Here is an 8,794-nt window from a genome sequence, read left to right on the forward strand (position 1 = left end):
ACGCCGGCGCCGGGACGCCGCCGAGCAGCTCGCCCGCCGGTGCGCGGACGCCGGCGTGGACCTGGCCCTCGGCGACGATCCACGCGGGCCGGTGGCGGCGGCCGTCGCCCGGGCCACCGACGAGCTGACCAGGATCGAGGCGTCGCTCGAGCAGGCCGCCGCCCACCGGGCCGAGCAGGCCGCGGCCGAGGCCGACGCCCGGGTGGCCGCCGCGCTCGCCAACCACCTGTCGGCGAGAGGGTTCGAGAAGTGGGTGCTCGACGAGGCCGTCGGCGTGCTGACCGACGGGGCGACCGAGTTCCTGCGGTCGCTCTCGTCCGGCGCCTACTCGCTGGCCGTCGACGACCGGGCCGGGTTCTGCGTCGTCGACCACCGCAACGCCGACGAGGTGCGGTCGGCGAGGACGCTGTCGGGCGGGGAGACGTTCCTCGCCTCGCTCGCCCTCGCGCTGGCGCTCGCCGACCAGGTCGGCCAGCTCGCGGCCGACGGCTCGGCCCGGCTGGACTCGATCTTCCTCGACGAGGGGTTCGGGACGCTGGACCCCGACACGCTGGACACGGTCGCCGCCGCCATCGAGGAGCTGGGCGCGGCGGGCCGCATGGTCGGCATCGTCACCCACGTGGCCGAGCTGGCCGAGCGGGTGCCGGTGCGGTTCGAGGTGACGAGGGGGCCGTCGGGGTCGAGCGTCGAGCGGGTGGCGACGTGAGGTTCACGGTCGAGAGCTGGGCGCCCGAGTACGGGTCGCCGGGCGACGAGGCCGCGCTGGCGCCGCCGGGCGACGCCGTCGACCTCGACGCCGAGGTGCCGCGGTCGACGTGGGCGCCCCGGTCGGCCGAGGTCGGCACGGCCGCGCCGGACGTGGTCAGGGTCGTCGACGGCGTGCGGCGGGTCGACGCCTGGGTGTGGTTCGCCGACGGCGAGGGCGGCAGCCGGCGAGGCATGTGCGCGAGCTACGCCGCCGGCGTCGTCGCCTGCGACACGGCCGCCACCGTCGTCGCCGCCGAGGTCGGGCGGGCGCTGTTCGCGCCGGCGGGCGCCGAGGCGGTCGAGACCGCGCACGGCCGGTACCGCCACGTCCCGGTGGCGTCCGACGACCCCGACGCGCTGTCGGTCGCGCTCCAGGCCGAGATGGCAGGCCTGGAGCACCAGGTGAGCGTCGACGCGTGCGCCGGCGAGGCCGGTGGCGACGACCTGCTCGTCGTCGACGGGCCGCTGCGCGAGCGCCACCGGCTGCCCGGCGCCGTGGGGTTCGTGAAGACGCACGACCGCTCGTACCTCACCGACCCGGCGGCCGCCGCGGTCATCGGGCGGCTCGGGCCGGGCCAGCGGACGCCGGTGTTCTTCCTCGGCGGCCGGTTCTCGCGGTGGTCGTGGTACCTGCGGCTGCCGTGCGAGGTGACGCATGCATGGGCCGGCGTGGTGCGGTGCGAGGCGTCGCGCGACCTTGACGTCGGGCAGGCCGCCGGTCTCGCCGACCGGGTGGCCGTCGCGCTGCCCCGCCTCGCCTCGGCGCCGCACAAGGACCCCCGCGCGCCGCAGAACCTGTACCCGATCGGCGGCCTCGAGCGAGCCCTCCGCCGCCGCCTGGGCGATCCCGCCTTCCTGTACCGGGCGCTCCGCACCGCCGCCGCCGCCTGATCGGCGGCCTCGGACGCCGGGAAGGGCGACGGGGCGTCGACCGATGGGCCGCGGCCGAGCGGCCGTCCGGCGCCCGTCAGCCGGGGACGGAGTCGTCGAGGGTGGTGGTCCGCGCCCGGCGGTCGGCGCGGTAGCGCTCCACCATCTCCTCGCTCAGGCCGTCGGCCTGCCGGCGCAGGCGGGGCGGGGGGACGGCCGCCGGGTCCACGCGCTCGCCGAGGAAGGCGGCGACCTCGGCGACGCTGGGCCCGAGCGACGCGACCAGGTCCTCGTACGCGACCTCGAGCGGGCGGGCGCCGGCCGCGGCGAACAGCGCCCGCCAGGCGGCCTCGCCGGCCTCCAGGTCGCGGCGGCACTCCTCGACCAGCTCGAACCGGTACGAGGGCACCGGTCGGGCGCCCGTGTACACGCCGGCCCCGTCGCTCCACCACCCCGTCTGGCGGGCGACGGCCCACGACACGGCCTGGCGGTCGCGGTCCCGGCGGTGCAGGTACACGAACCGGCACCGGGGGAACACGGCCCTGATCGCCGCCGGCTCGTCGACGCCGAGGCCGGCCGCCAGCTCCCGGACCTGGAACCAGTGCACCTTCGCCCCGAAGACCCCGCCGGCGCTGCGCCGGCGCCGGTGGAGGAGGTCGACGTACGCCCGCAGGTCGGGGCACCCCCACCGCTCCGTCAGCCACGCGTAGGCGCCCGTCCGGTCGAAGTACTCGATCGGGGTGCCGAGGCAGCCGAGCGCGGCCAGCGCCTCGGACAGCAGCGAGCTGCCCGACCGGGGCATGGCGCACAGCAGGTACGACCGCCGCACGCCGCCCTCGGCGTCGCCGTCCGGCAGGTCGAACGCGGCCGACGCCAGGTCGTAGGCCATGGCGCGAAGTGTCGCGCGGTGGGCGACCCGTCCGGGATGCCCGTACCGAGTCGTTGGCGCCGCCCGGGTTGCGGGCGCCGGCGATGCCGGGCCGGCCGGCTCCCCGGCGTCGACACCGGGTCGCTGGGGACGCCAGGCCTGCTAGCGCTTCGCCGGCACGGCCACCGGGAGTGCGCCGCCGGGATGCCGCGTGCCCGCTGCCCCGCGCCGGCGCCCGCGCCGGTCGCCGTCGACCCGGTGCCCGCTCGCCCCCGGCCGGCACGGCCGCCGGGGCGCCGACGGCGCCCGCCCGGGCCGACCCGGCTGCCGTGCTACGAGAACCGGCGCCGCCGGACGCGACGGGCGGCACTCCCGGAACGGCAGCGTCCGGACGGCCCCGACTCGCTAGCGTCCGAGCCGTGCCCGACCTCACGAACGACCGGCCCCTGGCGTCGTACAGGACGTGCTGAGCTTCCTCGCCGTCGCGCTGGTCGTGGTCGTGTCGCCGGGCCCGGACTTCGCCCTCGTGACCCGCAACGTGCTGGCCGGCGGGCCGGCGGCCGGGTTCGCCACCCTGGCCGGGCTGTTCAGCGGCGTCGCCGTCCACGTCACGGCCGCCGTCCTCGGCGTGTCGGCCGTGCTGGCCGCGTCGGCCACCGCCTTCACCGTGCTCAAGCTGGTCGGGGGCGCCTACCTCGTCGTCCTCGGCTTCGCCGCCCTCCGCGACGCCCACCGGTCCCGCCGCCGGGCGCCCGCCGCCGCAGCCGCCGACGGCGATGGTCAGCCGGCCGCCGCGGGGACCTCCGCCGCCCGCCTCGACCCCCGCACCTGCTGGCGCCAGGGCTTCCTCAGCAACGCCCTGAACCCCAAGGTGGCGCTGTTCTTCGTCACCTTCGTCCCCCAGTTCGTCGCCCCCGGGCCGGGCGCCACCCTCCGCACGCTCGGCCTGTCCGTCGTGTTCGTCGCCATGGCCGTCACCTGGATGACCGGCTACGTGCTCCTCCTCGGCCGCGTCCAGCGCTTCCTCCGCCGCCCGGCGGTCCAGCGCCGCCTCGAGGCTCTGAGCGGCGCCGCCCTGGCCGCCGTCGGGGGGCGCCTCCTGCTCGCCTCGTCGTAGCCGGTGATCCTGGTCGACCTGGAGCGGGTGTCGGCCGCTCGCCCGGACCGGCCGCTGTTCGAGGACCTCTCGCTCACCGTCGCCACCGGCGACCGCATCGGCGTCGTCGGCCGCAACGGCACCGGCAAGTCCACCCTCCTGCGGGTCGTCGCCGGCGCCGGCGAGCCGGAGGCCGGCACCGTGCGGCGGGGCCGTGGGGCGACCGTGTCGTTCCTGCCCCAGCGCCCCGACCTCGCCGGGCGGACGGTGGCCGACGCCGTCGGCGACGGGTGGGAGGCGGCCGCCGTGCTCGACCGGGTCGGCATGGCCGGGACCGGCGACCGCGACCTGACGACCCTCTCCGGCGGCCAGGCCAAGCGGGTGGCGCTGGCCCGGGTGCTGCTCGACGGCGCCGACCTGCTCGTGCTCGACGAGCCGACCAACCACCTCGACCTCGACGCCGTCGCCTGGCTGGAGGACCGCCTGGACGAGCACCGCGGCGGCCTCGTCCTCGTCACCCACGACCGCCACGTCCTCGACCGCCTGACGACGCGGGTGCTCGAGCTCGACCGGGGCCGCGCCTACGTCCACGAGGGCGGCTATCGCAGCTGGCTCGAGGCGAGGGCCGAGCGGGAGGAGCGGATGGCCGCCGCCGAGGCCACCCGCCGCATCCTCGCCCGCAAGGAGCTGGCCTGGCTCCGGCGGGGCGCGCCGGCCAGGACCCGCAAGCCGAAGGCGAGGATCGACGCGGCGACGGCCATCGTCGAGGGCGGGCCGCCCGCCCCCGAGCGCGCCGGCGACCTCGACCTCGCCGTCGCCCGCACGCCCCGGCTGGGCGACCTCGTGGTCGAGTGCGACGGCGTCGGCCACCGCTACGGCGACGGGCCGTGGTTGTTCCGGGGCCTCGACCTGCTGCTCGACCGCCGGGAGCGCCTCGGCGTGGTCGGCCCCAACGGCAGCGGCAAGTCGACCCTGCTCGACCTGCTGGCCGGCCGCCGGGAGCCGGCCGAGGGCAGCGTGCGGCGGGGCCCGACCGTGCGGGTCGGCTACTGGGACCAGCAGGGGGTCGACCTCGACCCCGCGCAGCGGGTGCGCGACGCGGTGGCCGGCCCGGCCAGGGCCCCCGACCACGAGGACGCCGCCCTGCTCGAGCGGTTCTGGTTCGACGCCGACGCCCAGTACGCGCCGATCGGCACGTTGTCGGGCGGCGAGCGGCGCCGCCTCCAGCTGCTGCTCGTGCTGGCCGCCCGACCGAACGTGCTCCTGCTCGACGAGCCGACCAACGACCTCGACCTCGACACCCTCCGCGCCCTCGAGGACTTCCTCGACGGCTGGCCCGGCGCCCTCGTGGTCGTCAGCCACGACCGCGCCTTCCTCGAGCGGACGGTCGAGGACGTGCTGGCGGTGGACGGGTCGGGCGGCGCCGGGCTCGTCCCCGGCGGGTACGCGGCGTGGGAGGAGGAGCGGCGGCGCCGGCCGGCCCGGGCCTCGGCCAGGAACGGGCGGGCCGGGCGGGTCGACGGCGGCGACCGCCCGGACGCCAGGCCCGACGGCGACCCACCGCGAGCGAGGTCGGCCAGCACCGTGCGCCACCTGCTGCGCCAGGTCGAGCGGGACGTCGCCCGGGCCGAGGCGGCCAGGGACGCGGCGGCCGCCGCCCTCGACGCCGCCGTGGCGTCGGGCGACCACCGGGCCGTCGCGTCCGCCGGCGAGGCGGTCGCCGCCGCCGACGCCGCGCTGGCCGAGGCCGAGGAGCGGTGGCTGGCCGTCGCCGAGGAGGCCGAGGGCACGTCGCCATGACGCCGTCCCGCCGGGGCCGCCGCCGGCCGCCCGACGGAGCAGCCGGGACCGCCGCCAACCAGGCCGGCCGCGCCCCCGCCGCCGCCCCGGCCCCGGCCCCGGCCCCGGCCCCGGCCGAACGGTCGCCCGCCGGCAGCGGTGGTCAAGCCGGCCCGCCCGCCGGCCGAGAATCTGGCATGCGGCGGTGCCTGCTCGTCGTCGTCCTCGTCGCCGTCGGCCTCGTGCCGAACGGCGTCCACGCCGCCGCGGCCGGCGCCTGCCCGGTGTTCCCGGCCGACAACCCGTGGAACACCGACGTGTCCGCCTACCCGCTCCACCCCCGGTCGGCCGACTACCTCCGCAGCATCGGCCTCACCGAGACGCTCCACCCCGACTTCGGCACGGTGTGGGCCGGCGCCCCGAACGGCATCCCCTACGTCCACGTCGGCGCCGGCCAGCGCGACGTCCCCGTCCGGTTCGCCTACGACGACGAGAGCGACCCCGGCCCCTACCCGATCCCGCCCGATGCGCCGATCGAGGGCGGGCCGGACGGCGACGGCGACCGCCACGTGATCGTCGTCGACGACGCCGACTGCCGCCTCTACGAGCTGTTCGACGCCCACCCGTTGCGGGACGGCCGGCGGTGGCGGGCCGGCTCGGGCGCGGTGTTCGACCTGCGCAGCAACGCCCTCCGGCCCGACCACTGGACGTCGGCCGACGCCGCCGGGCTGCCCATCTATCCCGGCCTCGTCCGCTACGACGAGGTCGTCGGCGACGGCGTCATCGACCACGCCCTGCGGTTCACGGTGAGCCGCACGCAGCGGGGGTTCGTCCACCCCGCCACCCACTTCGCGTCGTCGAGCACCGACCCGACGCTCCCGCCCATGGGCCTGCGCCTGCGCCTGCGGGCCGCCTACAGCTGCGCCGGCCTGTCGAGCGAGGTGCAGGTCATCTGCACCGCGCTCAAGCGCTACGGCATGTTCGTGGCGGACAACGGCAGCGACTGGTACGTGTCCGGGGCGCCCGACCCCCGCTGGGACGACGACGCCCTCCACGACCTCGGCGCCATCCCCGGCAGCGCGTTCGAGGTCGTCGACACCGGCCCGATCATCCGGTGACGCCTAGGGTGCGGTCCCCGTGGACCTCACCGCCGTCGCCGACGAGGAGTTCTGCTACCTGACCACGACCGGGCGGGTCACCGGGCGGCAGCACACCATCGAGATCTGGTTCGCGGTCGTCGACGGGCGGGCCTGGCTGCTCTCCGGCGGCGGCGACCGGGCCGACTGGGTGCGGAACCTGCGGGCCGACCCGAGGGTCCGGCTGCGGGTCGGCGACGAGGAGGTGGCGGCCACGGCGACCGTCGTCGACGGCGACGACGACGACGGGCGGGCCCGGCGGCTGCTCGCCGCCAAGTACCAGGGGTGGGCCGAGGGGCGGCCGCTGTCGGGGTGGGCGACGTCCTCGCTGCTCGTGGCCGTCGACCCCGCCGGGGCCTGAGCGGTGGCGCTCGACGGCCGGGTCGCCCTGGTCACCGGCGGTGGCCGGGGCATCGGCCGGGCGATCTCGCTGGCCCTCGCCGAGGACGGCGCCGACGTCGCCGTCGGCTACCGGCGCGACGCCGACGCGGCCGAGGAGGTCGTGGGCCTGGTACGGGGCATGGGCCGGCGCTCGGGCGCCTACCGGGGCGCGCTCGACGACCCGGAGGAGGTCCGGGCCATGGCCGCGGCCGTCGTGGCCGACCTCGGCCCGGTCGACCTGCTCGTCAACAACGCGGGGATCGCCAGCCGGGGCCGGTCGGTGGCCGACACCGACGCCGCCGAGCTCGAGCGGGTGCTGCGGGTGCACGCCGTCGGCCCCCACCAGCTCACGGCCGCGCTGCTGCCCGGCCTGCGAGCCAGGCCGCGGGCCGACGTGGTGTTCGTCTCGAGCGTGGCCGCCCGCACCCTGGCGCCGAACGGGGCGCCGTACAACATGGGCAAGGCGGCCATGGAGGCGCTCGCCGTCACGCTCATGAAGGAGGAGCGGGGGACCGGCATCCGGGTCAACGTCGTGGCGCCCGGGCTGGTCGAGACCGAGATGGGCCGGCGCCTGGTGCGGGCGACGGCCGGGGTCGAGGACCTCCGCACGCTCGACCCGTCGATGCCGTTCGGCCGGGTGTGCCAGCCCGAGGACGTGGCCGCCGTCGTCCGCTTCCTCGTCGGCGACGCGGCCGGCTACGTCAACGGCCAGGTGATCACCGTCGACGGCGGCGCCACCCGCTGACCCGGCCGGCACCCGGTCGACCGCGGTCCACCCGCGGACCCGGGCCGGCGCCGCCGTAGCCTGGGGCCCATGGCCGATGTCACCACCGAACCGGTCGTGGTCGTCACCGAGGCCGCCCGCCGGCGGATCCTCGAGCTGCGGGCCGCGGAGACCGACGCCGACACGCTCGGCCTGCGGGTCGAGGTGATCGGCGCCAGCGGGGCCGACTACACCTACGACCTGGCCTTCGAGCCCGTGTCCGAGGCCGACCCCGACGACGTGGTCGAGGACCAGGGCGGGCTCCCGGTGGTCGTCCCGGCGTCGTCGGTCGACAAGCTCCGGGGCGCCACCCTCGACGTGCCGGCCGGCGCCGAACAGGGCGGCCTCGTGCTGCGCAACCCGAACCGGCCGAGCCCGTTCACGATCAGCGGCGACGTCGAGCTCACCGGCGAGCTCCCCGACAAGGTCCGCCAGCTCCTCGACGAGCAGGTCAACCCGGCGATCGCCGCGCACGGCGGGTACGCCGAGCTCGTGGGTGTCGACGGGACCGCCGTCCTGGTCCGCATGGGGGGCGGCTGCCAGGGCTGCGCCATGTCGGCCATGACGCTGCGCATGGGCATCGAGGCCATGATCAAGGAGGCGCTGCCCGAGGTGACCGAGGTGGTCGACGTGACCGACCACGCCTCGGGCGACAACCCCTTCTACTCCTAGACGCGAAACGGCCGGCCGCGCTCGCCCACGCGGCCGGCCGGCTCGTGCTCGCCCGGGCTACAGGGGGCAGCCCAGGTTGTTGGCGTTGTCGAGCTTGGTGGCGAGGTTGATGATCTTCGCTCCGTCGAGGCTCGCGAGCGCCAGGTTCACCGTCGACTGGACGTTCCCCGGACGGCTGTAGGGCCGGTAGGGGTAGTCGACGTCGTGGTGGGACATGTTCAGCACCGCGGCCACCGCGGCCCTGAGCAGGATCTCGGTCTTCCCGGAGAGGTCGTCGCCGCCCTGGAAGTTGAGCGCGTCCATGAAGGTCAGGTCCTCGAAGGCGCTGAGCTCGGCCGGGAACGTGAAGAACTCACCCAGCGTGGTGTCCGGCGTGAAGCGCTGCCAGGACTCGGGGTGGGTCTTCCAGTACCCGGGAGTGCAGCCCTCCTGGCCGATGGGCCAGGCCTGGGCGGTGCCGACGAGCGGCACGAGCGACGCCA

At 77.1% G+C, this 8,794-nt stretch carries 10 protein-coding genes; 8 read left to right on the forward strand and 2 right to left on the reverse strand.

Features of this window, described 5'->3' with window-relative positions:
- Positions 1-706 (forward strand): SbcC/MukB-like Walker B domain-containing protein (locus VGB14_16620; protein HEX9994556.1); only part of this gene is annotated, 706 nt, incomplete at its 5' end.
- On the forward strand, positions 703-1,638 hold the full coding sequence (locus tag VGB14_16625) for a hypothetical protein (protein ID HEX9994557.1): 936 nt from the start codon (positions 703-705) through the stop codon (positions 1,636-1,638). The genes VGB14_16620 and VGB14_16625, both read left to right, overlap by 4 nt.
- Before the next feature lie 76 nt (positions 1,639-1,714).
- Here the strand turns inward: VGB14_16625 and VGB14_16630 are convergent, their stop codons facing one another.
- Positions 1,715-2,506, reverse strand: a complete 792-nt coding sequence (locus tag VGB14_16630) for a Stf0 family sulfotransferase (GenBank protein HEX9994558.1) — start codon at positions 2,504-2,506, stop codon at positions 1,715-1,717.
- A 442-nt stretch (positions 2,507-2,948) separates the two neighbouring features.
- Here VGB14_16630 and VGB14_16635 point away from each other — a divergent pair, with 442 nt between their 5' ends.
- From VGB14_16635 to VGB14_16660, 6 genes are all read left to right on the forward strand, one after another.
- Positions 2,949-3,602: a LysE family translocator gene (locus VGB14_16635; protein ID HEX9994559.1), complete on the forward strand. Its 654-nt coding sequence runs from the start codon at positions 2,949-2,951 to the stop codon at positions 3,600-3,602.
- A gap of 3 nt (positions 3,603-3,605) precedes the next feature.
- Positions 3,606-5,381: an ABC-F family ATP-binding cassette domain-containing protein gene (locus VGB14_16640; GenBank protein HEX9994560.1), complete on the forward strand. Its 1,776-nt coding sequence runs from the start codon at positions 3,606-3,608 to the stop codon at positions 5,379-5,381.
- A 176-nt stretch (positions 5,382-5,557) separates the two neighbouring features.
- Positions 5,558-6,478 carry a hypothetical protein gene (locus VGB14_16645; GenBank protein ID HEX9994561.1) on the forward strand — a complete coding sequence of 307 codons (921 nt, stop codon included), beginning with the start codon at positions 5,558-5,560 and terminating at the stop codon, positions 6,476-6,478.
- A gap of 19 nt (positions 6,479-6,497) precedes the next feature.
- On the forward strand, positions 6,498-6,857 hold the full coding sequence (locus VGB14_16650) for a nitroreductase family deazaflavin-dependent oxidoreductase (GenBank protein HEX9994562.1): 360 nt from the start codon (positions 6,498-6,500) through the stop codon (positions 6,855-6,857).
- 3 nt (positions 6,858-6,860) lie between these two features.
- Positions 6,861-7,622, forward strand: coding sequence for an SDR family oxidoreductase (locus VGB14_16655; protein ID HEX9994563.1), 762 nt, complete (start codon positions 6,861-6,863; stop codon positions 7,620-7,622).
- Between the two features lie 69 nt (positions 7,623-7,691).
- Complete coding sequence (locus VGB14_16660; GenBank protein ID HEX9994564.1) at positions 7,692-8,312, forward strand: NifU family protein; 621 nt, start codon at positions 7,692-7,694, stop codon at positions 8,310-8,312.
- 57 nt (positions 8,313-8,369) lie between these two features.
- On the opposite strand, the gene VGB14_16665 is transcribed toward VGB14_16660, so the two are convergent.
- Positions 8,370-8,794, reverse strand: a 425-nt coding sequence (locus tag VGB14_16665; GenBank protein ID HEX9994565.1) for a hypothetical protein, incomplete at its 5' end; no start/stop codon positions are given.

This window comes from Acidimicrobiales bacterium (assembly GCA_036399815.1).
Lineage (GTDB): Bacteria > Actinomycetota > Acidimicrobiia > Acidimicrobiales > DASWMK01 > DASWMK01.

Excerpts from the sequence above, each read along its gene's own strand:
- VGB14_16630 (HEX9994558.1), bottom strand. The coding sequence starts at position 2,506 with ATGGCCTACGACCTGGCGTCGGCCGCGTTCGACCTGCCGGACGGCGAC.
- VGB14_16645 (HEX9994561.1), top strand. The coding sequence starts at position 5,558 with ATGCGGCGGTGCCTGCTCGTCGTCGTCCTCGTCGCCGTCGGCCTCGTG.
- VGB14_16660 (HEX9994564.1), top strand. The coding sequence starts at position 7,692 with ATGGCCGATGTCACCACCGAACCGGTCGTGGTCGTCACCGAGGCCGCC.